This is a genomic window from Antarcticibacterium flavum, assembly GCF_006159205.1.
Lineage (GTDB): Bacteria > Bacteroidota > Bacteroidia > Flavobacteriales > Flavobacteriaceae > Gillisia > Gillisia flava.
Map to the genome: position 1 here is coordinate 3,490,574 of NZ_CP040812.1, position 15,034 is coordinate 3,505,607.

Annotated in this window: 11 protein-coding genes; 6 read left to right on the forward strand and 5 right to left on the reverse strand. The window is 41.5% G+C overall.

The window, feature by feature from the left end:
• Positions 1-27: 27 nt before the first annotated feature.
• The 4 genes from FHG64_RS15220 to kdsA all read right to left on the reverse strand — a co-directional run bounded on the left by FHG64_RS15220 (position 28) and on the right by kdsA (position 3,319).
• Complete coding sequence (locus tag FHG64_RS15220; protein WP_246054141.1) at positions 28-1,455, reverse strand: mechanosensitive ion channel; 1,428 nt, start codon at positions 1,453-1,455, stop codon at positions 28-30.
• A 372-nt stretch (positions 1,456-1,827) separates the two neighbouring features.
• A complete protein-coding gene (locus FHG64_RS15225; RefSeq protein ID WP_139067207.1) occupies positions 1,828-2,190 on the reverse strand; it encodes a type II toxin-antitoxin system PemK/MazF family toxin in 363 nt (120 codons plus the stop codon).
• Entirely contained in the window at positions 2,187-2,432 is a 246-nt protein-coding gene (locus tag FHG64_RS15230) for a ribbon-helix-helix domain-containing protein (RefSeq protein ID WP_139067208.1), read from the reverse strand. Before FHG64_RS15230 ends, FHG64_RS15225 begins: the two co-directional genes overlap by 4 nt.
• A 65-nt stretch (positions 2,433-2,497) precedes the next feature.
• Positions 2,498-3,319 (reverse strand): 3-deoxy-8-phosphooctulonate synthase, encoded by an 822-nt coding sequence (kdsA, locus tag FHG64_RS15235; RefSeq protein WP_139067209.1) that lies wholly within the window; start codon positions 3,317-3,319, stop codon positions 2,498-2,500.
• A 250-nt stretch (positions 3,320-3,569) separates the two neighbouring features.
• Between kdsA and typA the strand changes: the two genes are divergently transcribed.
• Positions 3,570-5,369 carry a translational GTPase TypA gene (typA, locus tag FHG64_RS15240; RefSeq protein WP_139067210.1) on the forward strand — a complete coding sequence of 600 codons (1,800 nt, stop codon included), beginning with the start codon at positions 3,570-3,572 and terminating at the stop codon, positions 5,367-5,369.
• A gap of 98 nt (positions 5,370-5,467) precedes the next feature.
• A complete protein-coding gene (locus FHG64_RS15245) occupies positions 5,468-5,728 on the forward strand; it encodes a uroporphyrinogen decarboxylase (protein ID WP_139067211.1) in 261 nt (86 codons plus the stop codon).
• Positions 5,729-6,155: 427 nt separating this feature from the next.
• On the opposite strand, the gene FHG64_RS15250 is transcribed toward FHG64_RS15245, so the two are convergent.
• Positions 6,156-6,839, reverse strand: coding sequence for a cell division ATP-binding protein FtsE (locus FHG64_RS15250; protein ID WP_139067997.1), 684 nt, complete (start codon positions 6,837-6,839; stop codon positions 6,156-6,158).
• 166 nt (positions 6,840-7,005) lie between these two features.
• Here FHG64_RS15250 and FHG64_RS15255 point away from each other — a divergent pair, with 166 nt between their 5' ends.
• The 4 genes from FHG64_RS15255 (at position 7,006) to FHG64_RS15270 (ending at position 14,913) form a co-directional block, all read left to right on the forward strand.
• Positions 7,006-10,026 (forward strand): tetratricopeptide repeat protein, encoded by a 3,021-nt coding sequence (locus FHG64_RS15255; RefSeq protein ID WP_139067212.1) that lies wholly within the window; start codon positions 7,006-7,008, stop codon positions 10,024-10,026.
• Positions 10,027-10,058: 32 nt separating this feature from the next.
• Complete coding sequence (locus FHG64_RS15260) at positions 10,059-11,786, forward strand: TonB-dependent receptor (RefSeq protein ID WP_139067213.1); 1,728 nt, start codon at positions 10,059-10,061, stop codon at positions 11,784-11,786.
• Positions 11,787-12,070: 284 nt separating this feature from the next.
• Positions 12,071-13,081: a hypothetical protein gene (locus tag FHG64_RS15265; RefSeq protein WP_246054143.1), complete on the forward strand. Its 1,011-nt coding sequence runs from the start codon at positions 12,071-12,073 to the stop codon at positions 13,079-13,081.
• A 194-nt stretch (positions 13,082-13,275) separates the two neighbouring features.
• On the forward strand, positions 13,276-14,913 hold the full coding sequence (locus FHG64_RS15270; protein WP_168191396.1) for an amidohydrolase: 1,638 nt from the start codon (positions 13,276-13,278) through the stop codon (positions 14,911-14,913).
• Positions 14,914-15,034: the final 121 nt, after the last annotated feature.

A 15,034-nucleotide genomic window follows, 5' to 3' on the forward strand; every position in this document is an offset into this window, starting at 1 on the left:
AAGGTCATCCGGCTTTTTCTTTTTCTATTAACGGAAATCGGGATTATTAGGATCTCCCGGTCCGCGGTTTGGCCTGTCGGGATTCTCGGGTCCGGGTTCTGGTTTATTAGGTTCATCGGGTCCCGGCAGGGGAGTGTGCGGATTCTCAGGTCCTCCCGGTGGGGTGCGAGGATCCTGCGGTCCTCGTTTAGGAGAATCGGGCTCTTCCGGTTCCCTGCCGGGCGAAGTCGTTCTGCGGGAAGTATCGGTGAGATTATCTGGCGTTCTTTCCGGCGGGATCTCTGATGCCTCTGCTCTTAATTTACTTATAATATCCTTAAAATGTTCTCCTGCCGCTTCCCGGCCACCAAGGCCATAGCTTAACGCCACGGCCACAGCTATAGCACCTAATATAAGACCAAAAGCGAGCTCTACGATCTCATTGGCTATTCCCATAGTGCGAAGAGCTATAGCTATGAACAAAGCCAGGGAGGCCCATCTAATGATGCCCGCAATAAAGGTGTTATTTCGGGAGCGGGTCATGGTATTGTAAATAAGAAGGGAAATATAATTACCCACTGCCAGGATTATTAGACCAAAAATGATTTGCCCGGTTACTTCCAGGATCTCATTAAGGGTTATGGTAAGCCTGTCCAGTCCAAGAATCTCCACCGCGGTAATGACACCGAAAAAGACGAGGAAGAAGTAGACCAGGTTCGCCAGTATTTTTGAAAGGGATTGGTTAGCTCCAATCATATTATGTATCTGTATCTTTTCAGCAGCATTGTCCAGTCCCATACTTTTAAAGAGATCTTCCAGGAAATTTGCAAGGAATTTTCCTCCCCAAATGAAGACTGCAAGGATAAGACCCGCAACCAGGATTTGCCCAATCATTTCAGTAAACGCATACAGCACGTCATTGGCCGGCTGTGATATGGCATCCATTTGTAAGGCATTGAATGCCTGTATAAGGAAGGGGATGAAAATAACGATGAATACGATCTTGCGCAGGATCCTCACCAGTTTATCTGTATCCTTAAAGCCTGTTCTGTCTACAAACCTATCCAGGAAACTACCCCCGATATGGATGAGGTTGGAAACAAATTTTGCGAGAAGGTATCCAATGAACCCAATAAGGATAGCACCAATAAGATTAGGAATGAATAACAGGAATTCGTTAAGCATATTTCCTAAGGGTGCCAAAGCTTCATTAATTCCCAGTACTTCAAGGACCGCGAGAATTACTATGATCATCACAAGATAATACACGATATTGGCAAGGAAGACATTCGTATCACCTACGTTGCTCTTGCCGAACACCCGCTCATCCCAGGAGGTCTTCCTAAGGAGCTTTACTATAATAGCTTTGATCCCACGGGCCAGCAGCCAGCCTATGAGGAGGATCAATAAAGCCGCCAGGAGATCTGGCAGGAAATTGGCTATTCGATGGCCAAAAGATTCAAATTGATTTTCCATGTTTTGGTTAGTTTAGTGATTAATATCCTCAAATTAAGGAATATAGGAGGAAGCTGCTGCAGTATTAACACGAGTTTAAACCTTGAGAGTAAGAAGTCAGGTTAAAAAGGAATATTTCCAGGATGAGGTGAAAAGGAAGAAATGGGAATTATGCAGAGTGGATTTCTACTTTTATAAAGTCTTTTTTCAAGAGATTCTTAAGGTGAGCAAATTATTGCTTCTTAAATTAATGAGAGAGTAGCGGTTAACTGGAAAAGAGCTTTAGGAGAAGAGGAATTTTAAGTTTTTGAAATATATACACCCTTTAGTACACGGGGCTTGAAAATTCTGAATGGCTGGATGATCTTAGATAGCATATAGTAATCTATCTTTTTAATATCTTAAAATATCGTCTACCGTTGCTTTGATAGATTCAATATCCCTTGAAGATAATTCTCCCAGTTTTTTATCTAATATTTTTTTTGAAATTGACCGAATGTGAAAAGTAAGAACTTCAGATTTTTGCTGGAGTCCATTTTTTTCATCCGGTAGCAAAATGAGGTTACCTTTGTAGTTCTTAATTTTGGAAGTCAATGGGCAAACAATTACCACATCGAGGTATTTGTTTACTAAATTACCGCTTATTATAACTGCAGGCCTTCTACCCCCTTGTTCCTGCATTCCTCTCGCTCCTATGTCACTCGTCGGATGCAAGACAGGGTCCAAATGAATATCCCAAATCTCCCCCTGCTTCATTCCTTATCCCCGGCATCAAGATTTTCTAAATAATCTGTCATTCCTTCTTCAGCAATGGACATTATATCCTGGTCCTTCCCGGCAACTTTATAGGATCTTACATACTCTGCCCGGTTGAGTTGATCCAGATAGATTCCAAGGGATTTTTCAATGATCTTATTCTTTGCAATACCATATTGTTTGGCCATTGCATCAAGCTTTTCGAAAAGATCATTCGGCAGGGATGAGGTGAATGTTTTCATTTTATACTTATAAAACATAAATATAAAAAATAATATAGGAAAAGGGATGTTTTTAACCTTGTAGATTATCCAAAACTATTCACGGTTTTCCTAATAGCCACCAGGTTGCCCAGAAGCTTCTCCAGGTATTGGATATTCAGCATATTGGCGCCGTCGCTTTTTGCATTTGCAGGGTCAAAATGGGTTTCAATGAAGATCCCGTCGACACCCGTAGCGATCCCGGCTCTTGCTATGGTCTCTATCATATCTGGTCTTCCCCCTGTTACTCCGCTACTTTGATTTGGTTGCTGCAGGGAATGGGTCACATCCAGCACGGTAGGTGCAAATTCTCTCATAGTTGGAATGCCTCTAAAATCCACGATCATATCCTGGTAACCAAACATGGTCCCGCGATCTGTTACCATTACCTGTTCATTGCTACATTCCTCCACTTTTCGCACGGCGTGTTTCATGCTTTCAGGGCTCATGAATTGTCCTTTTTTAAGGTTTACCACCTTCCCGGTTTCAGCAGCGGCAACAACCAGATCTGTTTGCCTTACGAGGAATGCAGGGATTTGCAGTACATCCACGTATTGTGCTGCCATTGCGGCATCGCTTACTTCATGAATGTCTGTTACCGTTGGAATTTCAAAGGTTTCTGAAACTTTTCTAAGGATCTTCAGGGCCTTTTCATCGCCAATCCCGGTAAAACTGTCTATCCTGCTGCGGTTAGCCTTCTTAAAAGATCCTTTGAAGATGTATGGGATCTCCAGTTTAATGGTGATCTCCACCACTTTTTCAGCAATTCGTAGGGCCATTTCTTCTCCTTCAATAGCGCAGGGGCCTGCAAGAAGGAAAAAATTATTTGAGTTGGAATGTTTTATCTGCGGAATATTTTCAAGCTTCATATAGGAAAATTTGCTACAAAGATACTTTTTTTAGTTAGTATACCTTTTAGCACCCATTATTTTCCCTGAAAGCAGCAGGAGATTAAAATCGCCACAACACTTCAGAAAATTGGATTTCCCGTCAAAACAGTTTAAAATACTGTAAATGAAAGTTTTATATAAATTATTTTTTTTAAAAGAATTAAGGGAGCCCCTGTTTTATTCGATAAAAATAAACGTACCTTTGCAGCCTTAAAAATCAGGCGTTTATATGACAGCTATTAAAAACATTGCGATTATCGCACACGTTGACCACGGAAAGACCACATTGGTAGATAAGATTATGTACCATTGTCAACTTTTCAGGGAAAATGAAAATACAGGGGATCTTATTCTTGATAATAATGATCTTGAAAGAGAACGTGGTATTACAATTACTTCTAAAAACGTTTCCGTAGTTTATAAAGGAACCAAAATAAATATCATCGATACTCCCGGTCACGCCGATTTTGGTGGGGAGGTAGAGCGAGTTTTGAATATGGCAGATGGGGTTCTGCTTCTTGTAGATGCTTTTGAAGGCCCTATGCCACAAACCCGTTTCGTACTTCAAAAAGCACTTAACCTTGGCCTTAAGCCTTGTGTGGTTATCAATAAAGTAGATAAGGAAAACTGTACTCCAGAGGAGGTTCATGAGAAAGTATTTGATCTTATGTTTGAACTGGGTGCAGAGGAGTGGCAGCTTGACTTTCCTTCAGTTTATGGAAGTGCCAAGAATAACTGGATGAGCGAGGACTGGAAGGAACCTACAGATAATATTGAGCCATTATTGGATATGGTTATTGAGCATATCCCTTCTCCTAAGATCGAGGAAGGTACTCCTCAAATGTTGATCACCTCTCTTGACTTTTCATCTTTCACAGGAAGGATTGCCATTGGAAGGTTGCAAAGAGGTGTGCTAAAAGAGAATATGCAGGTTTCCCTGGTAAAACGTGATGGAAGCATTAAGAAGACCAAGATCAAGGAACTTCACATTTTTGAGGGTGTGGGAAGAAGGAAAATTGATGAAGTTCATGCAGGTGATATTTGTGCCATCGTTGGGCTTGAAGGTTTTGAGATTGGAGATACTGTTGCCGATATTGAGAATCCTGAGGGATTAAAGACTATAGCTATCGATGAACCTACGATGAGTATGCTTTTCACTATTAATGACTCTCCATTCTTTGGAAAGGACGGTAAATTTGTTACTTCCCGTCATATCAAGGACAGGTTGATGAAAGAATTAGAGAAGAACCTTGCCTTAAGGGTTCATGAAACAGACAGTGCCGATAAATTCCTGGTATATGGCCGTGGGGTTCTCCATTTATCTGTTCTTATTGAGACTATGAGAAGAGAGGGCTATGAGATGCAGATCGGTCAGCCGCAGGTTATTATAAAAGAGATCGATGGCGTTAAATGTGAGCCTATAGAGGAACTTACCATTGACCTGCCTGAGAATGTATCTGGAAAAGCCGTTGAGATGGTTACTATGAGAAAAGGGGAGATGTTGAGTATGGAGTCCAAAGGAGAACGTATGAACATACAGTTCCTTATTCCTTCACGTGGTATCATCGGCTTAAGAAATCAATTGCTTACAGCCACTGCAGGAGAGGCAATTATGGCCCACAGGTTCAAGGAATACCAACCACTTAAAGGTGGTATCCCAGAGCGTCAAAACGGTTCTTTGGTATCTATGGAAAAAGGAAAAGCAATTCCTTACTCTATCGATAAATTACAGGACAGGGGTAAATTCTTCGTTGACCCGGGTGAGGATATTTATGAAGGTCAGGTTATTGGGGAAAATTCCCGCCAGGATGATATGGCGGTGAATATCACTAAAACCAAAAAGCTTTCAAACGTACGATCATCAGGCGCCGACGATAAGGCTAAGATCGTTCCTGCTATTAAATTCTCTCTTGAAGAAGCATTGGAATATATACAGAAGGATGAATATGTTGAGGTTACTCCAAACTTCCTGAGACTGCGCAAGATCTACTTAACAGAGAATGAGCGTAAGAGAAATAAAATAGCTTAATTCTCTATTAAATAAGAATTTTAAAAGCAGTCTTTCTCCCCGGGAGAGGCTGCTTTTCTTATTTTAGTGCATTGAATAAAGCTACTTAAACCCGAAATATGGAAATACTTGGAATATCATATGTGGAATGGATAGGCTACGCTGCATCCCTGTTTGTTTTACTTTCTTTCTTAATGAAAAACATCACCACCCTGCGGTATGTAAACAGTATAGGCTGTCTTTTCTTTGTCGCCTATGGAATATTACTGGCCACTTCCTGGCCCATTATTATCACCAATGTTGCAATTGTTTGTGTGAATGTCTATTACCTGTTCATCAACAAAAAACAACCTGTCCCGGCAGATGAGGTTAAACCCTAGCGCCCCGACCCCCGAATGGGGAGAGGGGGAAGTTAAGAGTTAGGATTTAGGAGTTATGGGTTTTGGAATGTGGCGTTCACTGTTTGAAGTTAAAAGATTATTGGCACCGGCTTTGGTTATTGGGGGAAAATTTCGAGGATTTCGGTGGCTTTCGGTGGCTTTCGTAGATGGTTTAACCACGGAGTTTAAAGGGAGGTTAAATGGGAGTTTCACGGAGTTTTGCTAAGAGAAGCAAGAATCAAGAGGCAAGAAGCAAGACATATAGGCAAAATAAATAATCTCCTATTTTTTAGTCTAACAGCGCAGCGGTCTTTTTTTAACCTACAACCTACAACCTACAACATACAACCAACTACTTCTAACACGCCTGGACTATCCACATTCCTCTTTCCACTCTCCACTTTTTCTAACGACTAACGACTAACGACTAAAACGTTTTCTGCACCACCTCAAACACCCTCTCTCCGTCACATTTTAATGTTTTAGAGGGATATTTCAGCAATAAAGCGTAATCGTGAGTGGCCATAAGGATGGTATTGCCATTCTTGCTTATTTCCTGAAGTACTTCCATCACCTCTACAGAGGTCTGGGGATCCAGGTTTCCGGTAGGCTCATCGGCCAGGATCAATTCGGGGTCGTTTAATAATGCCCGGGCAATGGCGATACGCTGCTGTTCCCCGCCGGAGAGCTGGTAGGGGAATTTAAATCCTTTGGTTTTCATTCCCACCTTGTCCAGCACTTCATCGATCCTGCGATCCATGGAAGCTTTATCTTTCCATCCTGTAGCCCGAAGCACAAACTGAAGGTTATCTCTCACGTTCCGGTCATTCAGCAATTTAAAATCCTGGAATACCACACCTAGTTTCCTTCTTAAAAAGGGAATGTCTTTTTCTTTCAAAGTACGTAGGTTATAATCTACAATAGTCCCTTCACCTTCAGTTAAGGGAAGGTCCCCGTAAAGGGTTTTCATGAAACTACTTTTACCGGTACCTGTCTTTCCTATTAAATAAACGAAATCCCCTTTATTGATAGTTACATCAACTTCAGAAAGAATAAGGCTTTCACGCTGATAAATGGCGGCGTTTTTTAATTCGAGAACGGTTTGGGACATAAAAGGAAAAGGTTTATAGTTTAAGTAACGTAAAATTATGGGTAAATATACATTATTCACAAGGTGGCTGTATACTTTTTTAGACATTAACATAATTATACCGTCCATCCTGCGTTATAAAATGAGCGTTTATATATCTTTGATTCATCAATCTAAAAACACTTTAATGACACGAAAATTTGCCTCTGTATTCTTTGGTTTTTTTCTTTCGGTTTCTACAATGGTGGCACAGCAAACCGCCGCTTATACAAATGAACTTGTAACTTTTAACCGCGCCCTTGAACTATATAATAATGAGCAGTACCTGGCGGCCCAAAAACTGTTTGATGATGTAAAGGGAAAAACCCGGGATGAGAAAATAGAATCTGATGCTGCCTATTATATCGCCAACGCAGCAGTACGCCTTGGACAACCGGGTGCCGATAAGTTGATGGAGAATTTCGTTGAACGATATCCTACCAGCACCAAGCGTAACTCTGCTTTCATAGACGTGGCCGATTATTACTTCGAGACCGGCAAATATTCCCTTGCCAGGAGATGGTACGACAGGGTTGATGAGAAAGGAATGAGCAGGGCAGAGAAGCAGCGCTATTATTTTAATAACGGTTATGCCTATTTCACTACCAACCAGTATGAGGAGGCTCAAAAATACTTTAACAGGGTAAGAGATTCAAAGGAATATGGCTCGCAGGCAAAATATTATCTTGGATATATGGCCTATGAAGGAGATGATTATGAGGAAGCCAATGAGCTTTTTGAAGAAGTAAAAGATAATGACCGTTACCAGGAAAACCTTTCTTATTTCCAGGCCGATATGAACTTTAAACTGGGGAATTTTCAGAAGGCTATCGAGCAGGGGCTGGAGCAATTGCCAAAATCCAACAGAAATGAGATCTCCCAGTTGAATAAGATCATAGGGGAGAGTTATTTTAACCTTGGGGAGTATGAAAAGGCTATTCCATACCTTCAGGAATATAAAGGGCTTAGAGGAAAATGGACCAATACAGATTATTACCAGCTGGGTTACGCTTATTTCCAGCAGGGAAATTACGAGGCAGCCATTTCAGAATTCAATAAGATCATAGATGGTAATAATGCAATTGCCCAGAATGCCTATTATCACCTTGCCCAGTCTTACCTGGAGCTTGACCAAAAACAACAGGCACTTAACGCATTTAAGAATGCCAGTGAAATGGCTTTCGAAGCAAAGATCCAGGAAGATGCTTTTCTTAATTACGCCAAACTGGGATATGAAATAGGGAACAGCTATACCAACCCATCCCAGGTATTCATAAATTATCTTGAAAAATATCCCAACTCCCCACAGAGGGAAGAGATGGAAAGTTTGCTTATAGATTCCTTTATCACTTCAAAGAATTACCGCGAGGCAATGAACCTTCTTGAAAACAACAGGAACTTTAGTGACAAAGTTGCTTACCAAAAAGTAGCTTATTACTACGGGCTGGAACTTTACGGGGAGGAGAATTACCGGGAAGCAAGTGTAAACTTTGATAAGTCCTTAACAGAAAGAAGGGACCCTGTTATCACTGCCAAGGCAACTTTTTGGAAGGCTGAAAGCGATTTTAACCTTAACAGGATAAGGGAAGCCCTTGTAGGTTACAGGGAATTTCAGGGAATGAGTGGAGCGCAGGGTACTGCTGAAATGGAAAATATAGATTACAATATTGCCTATGCCTATTTCAAGCAAAAGGAATATGATCGCGCCATTGATTTCTTCAAACGCTTCTCAAGTGATAATTCAAAGGACAAAGTGAGAAGGAACGATGCTCTTACAAGACTTGGAGATACCTATTTTGTGACCAGCCAGTACTGGCCAGCAATAGAAGCCTATGATAAGGTGATCCAAATGAACCTTGGAAGAGTAGATTATGCTGCTTACCAAAAAGCTATAAGCTATGGATTCGTAAACAGGAATGACAGCAAGATCGAAAGCCTTAATAGCTTCATCAACAAATACCCGCGGTCCTCTTACAGCGATGATGCCCTATATGAGCTTGGAAATACTTATTTGGCGATGGAAAATACATCCAGGGCTGTAGATACTTATTCCAGGCTTATCAATGATATGAGAGAAAGTCCTTTTGTGCCACAGGCAATGTTAAAACAAGGACTTATATATTATAACAGCAACCAAAATGATAAAGCACTCGAGAGATTTAAAGGAGTGGTGTCAGATTTCCCTAACTCCCCGGAATCTATGCAGGCTGTTTCCACTGCCAGGCTGGTTTATATTGATATGGGACGTACAGATGAATATGCGAGCTGGGTGAAAAATGTTGATTTCGTAGAAGTAACAGATGCTGATCTTGATAACACCACTTTTGAAGCTGCAGAGAAGCAATACCTTAATAATAATACTGCAGCAGCTAAAACTGCCTTCCAGAGGTATTTGCAAAGTTTTCCAAATGGATTACACTCCCTAAAGAGTAACTTCTACCTGGCGCAATTATATTTTAGGGATGACCAGAAGGATGATGCGGTCAAGCATTACAGGTTTGTGGTGGAAAGGCCCAGAAGTGAATTTTCTGAGCAGGCATTGGCGAGATTATCACAAATATACCTGGAGAAGAGAAATTACAAGGAAGCCGTGCCACTTCTTAAAAGGTTGGAAGCTGAAGCCAGTTTTGATCAAAATAAGGTCTACGCTCAATCCAATCTTATGAAATCCTATTATGAGCTCAAGGATTTCAATCAGGCCGAAGCGTATGCTGAAAAGGTGCTGGCAAACCCCTCAATTGAGAATAATGTGAAGAGTGATGCCCAGATCATGGTGGCCCGCGCAGCTATGCAAAGCGGAAATGAGAATAAGGCCCGAAATGCCTATGCCGAGGTCCTGAAGATCGCAACAGGCGAACGAGCGGCAGAAGCATTATATCACGATGCCTATTTCAAGCACAAGGCCGGGAACTTTAAAGAGTCCAATGAAGCCGTACAAAAGCTGGCTAAGGATTATTCAGGTTATAAATTCTATGGAGCCAAAGGCCTGGTGCTTATGGCAAAGAACTTCTATGCTCTTAAAGATGCTTACCAGGCAACTTATATTCTTGACAACGTGATCAAGAACTTTAAGGAATTCCCAGACGTGGTGGACGAAGCACAAAAAGAGCTTAAGCGAATTAAAGCTATGGAGGCACGTACAAATGCATCTGTAGAACCCAACAACTAATCTATTTAAAACTAACAATTAAGAACTTCTCTATGCAAATTCTTTCTATCAAAAGAAGCCTGTTTCTCTTTGCTTTTTTGTCATCAGGTTTCCTTTTTGCACAGGACCGCCCGCTTGGCAGTGAAACAGTAATAGTGGTGAAACCATACACCCCCTCTGTAAATGATGCATTCAAAATACGGGAAACCCTCAGCGCCAGTGATTCTGTAAGGCTGGAGAAGAAATCCCTCCAGTACAGAATATTTTCTGTGCCTGTAGCTTCAACTTTTACTCCCTCAAAAGGACAGGCCACAAAGGTGGAAAGGGCTCAAAGGGTGAAATTGTATAATAATTACGCCACCCTGGGATTCGGAACCTATTCCAATATCCTGGCAGAATTCTACAGCAATATCGAGGTGAACAGGAGTGATAATTTTGGGGTCTTTTTAACCCATAATTCCTCACAGGGAGGAATAGAAGGGGTGAGGCTGGATGATAAATTCTATAATACCCAGCTTAATCTTAATTACAACTCCCGTAACAGGAACAGCTCCTGGAATACAGAGGTAGGCCTGCAGCACCAGCTATTCAACTGGTATGGCCTGCCGGAGGGGATACAGCTGTCACAGGAGATGATAAATTCTATAGATCCGCAACAAAATTATTACTCAGCTTTTGTGGGCGGGGAATTGGAATTATATGATTCATTTTTTGAAAACGCAACAGCAGGGTACAGATTTTTTGGGGATGCCTATCAAAGTGCTGAACATCATTTCAAGACAGACGCTGTTTTTGAATTGAATATTGCCGATGAACTAATCACCACTACCTTTCAAGGAGATTTTATCTCGGGGAGTTTCGAGGAAGATCCTATGTTTACAGGTACCGGGGTAAATTATAGCTTTCTGAACGTGGGGCTAACACCAAGTTTACTTATTTTAAGAGATGACCTAACTCTTAATCTGGGAGTATCGCTTTTTTATTCCCTGAATGCTGAGAATAGTAAGAACAGTATTTATCTCTATCCAAGTGTAACGGCAAGTTACAGACTTGGTGGTGATTACTTCATTCCTTATGCAGGAGTTGAAGGAACCCTGCAACAAAATTCTTATTACAGGCTGGCCCAGGAGAATCCATATGTATCTCCTAGCCTTGACATACAACCTACAGATAGGCCTTACGACGCTTATCTGGGTGCCAAAGGAAAGCTTTCTAACAGCATTGGATATAACTTTCGGGCAAATTACATAAGCGAATACAACAGGCCATTATATTATAAGAACAGCTATGCCTTTTCCAATGGTGAAGACTACAGCTTTGGAAACTCATTCGGTGTATTTTTTACCGATCTAACCACCCTCTCGGTATATGGAGAGATCAATGTTGATGTGAACAGGAACTTCAGGCTTGGATTAAATGCCGCTTACTTCGATTACTCTGCAGATAACCAGACAGAAGCCTGGAATTTACCAGATTTTCGTGCCAACATCCTGGCCGATTACCAGATAACCGATAAATGGTTTGCCGGGGCAAATGTATTCTTTGTTGGTGAAAGAAAGGATTTTACTTCCTCATTATCGGGGGAAAATGAAGTGCCGCGTATTGTTACCCTTGACAGTTATATCGATCTTAACGCTAATATTGGCTACAGGTTCAATGATCAACTCTCTATTTTTGCAAGGGGTCACAACCTTCTGGGAGATAACTATGAGAGATGGCAGGACTTCCCGGTACAGGGAATACAGGTACTTGCAGGGGCGACTTATAAATTCGATTGGTAATCCATAAATAAAAGATGAAAACGGCTGCTTTTGGCGGCCGTTTCCATTTCTGTTGTATATTGGACGTGATTAAGAGGGAAGGCAATATTGCTATTCCCTTTTTTTAATTTTAATAAATCCGGAAATTGAATGAATCGATTAAATATCAGTGTTTTATGTATGCAGTTCAACAAGTATTCTTAACAATAAAAAAACATTGAAAATATAATTATCTACAATTAAGACTGTAATATTGTACCCTCAAATCGAGGAATTATAACCATTCCATAACTTTAGCTTTATAAATGGCAAAATTTAAACGTAGTGACAGGTCCAGGCCCTATTTGAACATTCTGGATTTCATGGTCCAGGAAAAAACCTTCCTGGGTATCGTAATAGTTGGAATTATTATGGCCGGGATATTTACCGGTAACACCCAGGCCGCGATGTGGATTGGGTTCTTTTTTGCTGCCTATGCAACGGTTGCAAATGACAGTATCCAGTCCCTTGGAACTTTTATTGAAAGTAATAAAAATAGAAGCTGGTGGATCTTATGGCTTTTCGTAGGTACCATTTTCCTGGGAGTAGTAACTTTTAGCTGGTTATATTTTGACGGGGACGTTACCTATCAAAGACTGTTGAAACCAGATGGATCAACGGCCTACCCGCATCCAGAGAGTTTTAGCTTTTTCCAGATCATTGCACCGCTGGTCCTTCTTATCCTTACAAGGCTTAAAATGCCTGTGTCTACCACTTTCCTTATCCTGAGTGTATTTAGTGCAGATACCAGCGGTATTACCTCGGTGGTATGGAAGAGCTGGTCGGGATACATAATGGCCTTTATACTTTCCTTTCTTGTTTGGTATCTTTCTTACAAGACCATTAAAAAATATTTCAAGAGCCGTAAATTCCATAAAAGCTGGACAGCAATTCAATGGGTAGTAAGTGGTACCCTGTGGGGTGTTTGGGTAATGCAGGATGGTGCAAACATCGCGGTGTTTCTTCCAAGGCAGCTGGATTTGACCCAATTTATCATATTCTCTGCCACTATTTTTGGAGGACTGGGGCTCCTGTTCTACCTGCGGGGAGATAAGATACAGGAGGTAGTTAGTGAAAAGGTTCGTATAAGCGATGTGAGGGCTGCAACCCTTGTTGATTTGACTTATGTGATCCTGCTCATCTATAAATTATTTATAAGTACAGTACCTATGAGTACCACCTGGGTTTTCCTGGGGTTATTGGAGGAAGAGAGATTGCCATTAGCCTTGCCAGGAAGAAGAAAGGTAAGAAGCACCGCAAGAAGGCAGGCCGAATGATCTTTAAGGATTTCTCGTATGCCATGATTGGACTATTTGTTTCTATTGCGCTTGCAGCGGGAGCCAATCCAAGCATTCGCAATACGATCGTAGAAAGTATTACAAACCTTTTTTAGATATATAAATAAGAAAATAGTGAAATGCACTTCGATTTGGAGTGCATTTTCTATTTTTATCAAAATTTTAAATTAATGATGAAAAATATTCTCATTGCTGTACTCCTCAGCACAATGCTTTTCTCCTGTAATGCAGTTGAGCGCCAGGAGGCAGATCTTCTGGTTTTTAATGCTGAAGTTTATACCGTTAACGATAATTTCGATATCGTAGAGGCTTTTGTGGTGAAAGAAGGGAAGATCCTTGAAACCGGTACTGCTGAAGCTTTGCGGGAAAAATTTGAATTTGGAGAACAATTGGATGCACAGGGAAGGACTGTACTCCCTGGTTTCATTGATGGCCATGCACACTTTTACAGGCTTGGCCTGCAGCAACAAAAAGTGGACCTCACAGGAACAAAGAGTTTTGATGAGGTGGTTGAAAGAATAGTGGCTTTTCAAAAAGAGCACAATGATGATTTTATTACCGGTCGTGGCTGGGACCAGAATGACTGGGAGGTAAAGGAATTTCCAATAAAGGATACACTAGATAAATTGTTTCCCGATACTCCTATAGCTGTAACGCGTATAGATGGTCATGCCTTGCTGGTAAATCAGGCCGCGCTGGACCTGGCAGGGATCACTGTTGATACTCCCGCCCAGGGAGGTGCCATTGAAGTTAAAGATGGAAAACTCACAGGGATACTTATAGATAATCCAATGGGCCTGGTAGCCAATGCCCAACCGGAACCTTCTATCGAGGAGCAGGTAAACGCACTTCTGGAAGCTGAAAAGATTAGCTTTGAGTATGGACTCACAACTGTTGTTGATGCCGGGATAGATAAAAATACCGTAGAATTAATAGATAGCCTGCAGCAAAGAAATGAACTGAAAATAAGGTTGTATGCAATGCTAAGTAACACCCCTGAAAATCTTGATCATTATCTTGGTGGGGATCCTGTTAAAACAGAAAGACTTAATGTGCGTTCGGTAAAGTTCTATGGCGACGGGGCTTTAGGTTCAAGAGGTGCGGCTTTAAAAGCACCTTATTCAGATCATGCAGGGCATTACGGGGCGTTGTTGTCTCCTGTTGAGGACTTCAGAAAAATCGCAGAGAGAGTGGCCGCTTCAAAATTTCAAATGAACACCCATGCAATTGGGGATTCGGCCAATGTAGTGGTTCTGGAAACATATAAGGAGCTGTTAAGTGATGGGGAGGACAGGAGATGGAGAGTGGAACACGCCCAGATCATAGATGAGGAGGATTTCAAATATTTCAGTAAAAACATTATCCCTTCAGTACAACCCACTCATGCTACCAGTGATATGTATTGGGCAGAAGACAGGTTGGGGCCTCAAAGGATAAAAGGTGCTTATGCATTTAAAAGGCTTCTTGACCAGGCAGGGGTCATTGCCCTGGGTACAGATTTTCCTGTGGAAGAGGTGAGCCCCTTCTATACGTTTTATTCTTCTGTAGCCAGGAAGGACCTGGAGAACTATCCTGAAGGGGGATATATGCCGGAGCAGGCACTTTCCAGGGAAGAAACCCTAAAAGGTATGACCATTTGGGCGGCCTACAGCAATTTTGAAGAAGATGAGAAAGGAAGTATCGAACCCGGTAAATTTGCCGATTTCATTATACTCGACCGTAATATTATGACAGTAGGTGAAGATGAGATCCCTAATGTAGAAGTACTTCAAACCTGGGTGAACGGGGAGAGGGTTTTTAGCAGAGAGTAATTAGTAGTGAGATAATGAGAATTGAGATATTAGATCGGATAATCGACTGGATCGTTGGCTGTGAGATAAATATCTGGAATCAGATTCTAAAGTCTGGACTTGCAGGTAATTGACAAGAGGA

Bases quoted from the DNA above. Each gene is read 5' to 3' on its own strand.
- FHG64_RS15245 (WP_139067211.1), top strand. From the start codon at position 5,468: ATGGAAATACTTGGAATATCATATGTGGAATGGATAGGCTACGCTGCA.
- FHG64_RS15225 (WP_139067207.1), bottom strand. From the start codon at position 2,190: ATGAAGCAGGGGGAGATTTGGGATATTCATTTGGACCCTGTCTTGCAT.
- typA (WP_139067210.1), top strand. From the start codon at position 3,570: ATGACAGCTATTAAAAACATTGCGATTATCGCACACGTTGACCACGGA.
- FHG64_RS15260 (WP_139067213.1), top strand. From the start codon at position 10,059: ATGCAAATTCTTTCTATCAAAAGAAGCCTGTTTCTCTTTGCTTTTTTG.
- FHG64_RS15270 (WP_168191396.1), top strand. From the start codon at position 13,276: ATGAAAAATATTCTCATTGCTGTACTCCTCAGCACAATGCTTTTCTCC.
- FHG64_RS15265 (WP_246054143.1), top strand. From the start codon at position 12,071: ATGGCAAAATTTAAACGTAGTGACAGGTCCAGGCCCTATTTGAACATT.
- FHG64_RS15255 (WP_139067212.1), top strand. From the start codon at position 7,006: ATGACACGAAAATTTGCCTCTGTATTCTTTGGTTTTTTTCTTTCGGTT.
- FHG64_RS15220 (WP_246054141.1), bottom strand. From the start codon at position 1,455: ATGGAAAATCAATTTGAATCTTTTGGCCATCGAATAGCCAATTTCCTG.
- kdsA (WP_139067209.1), bottom strand. From the start codon at position 3,319: ATGAAGCTTGAAAATATTCCGCAGATAAAACATTCCAACTCAAATAAT.
- FHG64_RS15230 (WP_139067208.1), bottom strand. From the start codon at position 2,432: ATGAAAACATTCACCTCATCCCTGCCGAATGATCTTTTCGAAAAGCTT.
- FHG64_RS15250 (WP_139067997.1), bottom strand. From the start codon at position 6,839: ATGTCCCAAACCGTTCTCGAATTAAAAAACGCCGCCATTTATCAGCGT.